The 593-nt window shown below is 51.8% G+C and carries 1 protein-coding gene; it reads right to left on the reverse strand.

Annotation, left to right across the window (positions count from 1 at the left end; genetic code table 11):
* Positions 1-23: 23 nt before the first annotated feature.
* Positions 24-593, reverse strand: a 570-nt coding sequence (locus PHA81_RS20855; protein ID WP_273838809.1) for a hypothetical protein, incomplete at its 5' end; no start/stop codon positions are given.

Below are 593 nucleotides of genomic sequence, written 5' to 3' on the forward strand. Positions count from 1 at the left end.
TCACTGATTCATCCGCTTCATTCCTACAACGTATCAGCTATTGGGCTGTTGAGCCAAAGTGGACAACTAGCGACTGTGGAAGAATTTCCCGTTCCTGACTCTGTACCATCGGGAGTGTGTTCTGATACGGGTGATTCAGGTGTCGTGGAGAGAGCGGTATCATCACTCGTGGCCCAGAAAATGAGTCCAATACTGCCCGCGACGAGGCCAAGCAAGACGGCTATGATAACCCCCGAAATGCCCGAATTGGGACTTGCAGCAGAATCGCTGTTCACGCTAAGTTCCCAGCTGAGAATCTCACTAATGAATCCGGAATTCCCAGAACCACCAGCATCACCCGCTTTCTCTGAACTGGCGTTAGGCGGACTTGCGTTACCGAGCTCATCAGAACCACCTTCGATTCCGAACCCGCTCTCGATATTGGCGGAGTTGATCGACGATGCAGCGACCGCGATCACAGAGATGGTGAATAGTGCAACAAGAATCAGAACGAGGTGGTTACGATTCATAGTGGGGTACCCTGTTGCACGTTCAAAATCAAATCGCCAGACGGAACGATCGGGCCTGAATCCGGACTCCATCAGTAGAGTTGG

The sequence above is a fragment of the Halococcus sp. PRR34 genome, from assembly GCF_028617175.1.
Classification (GTDB): Archaea; Halobacteriota; Halobacteria; order Halobacteriales; family Halococcaceae; genus Halococcus; species Halococcus salifodinae.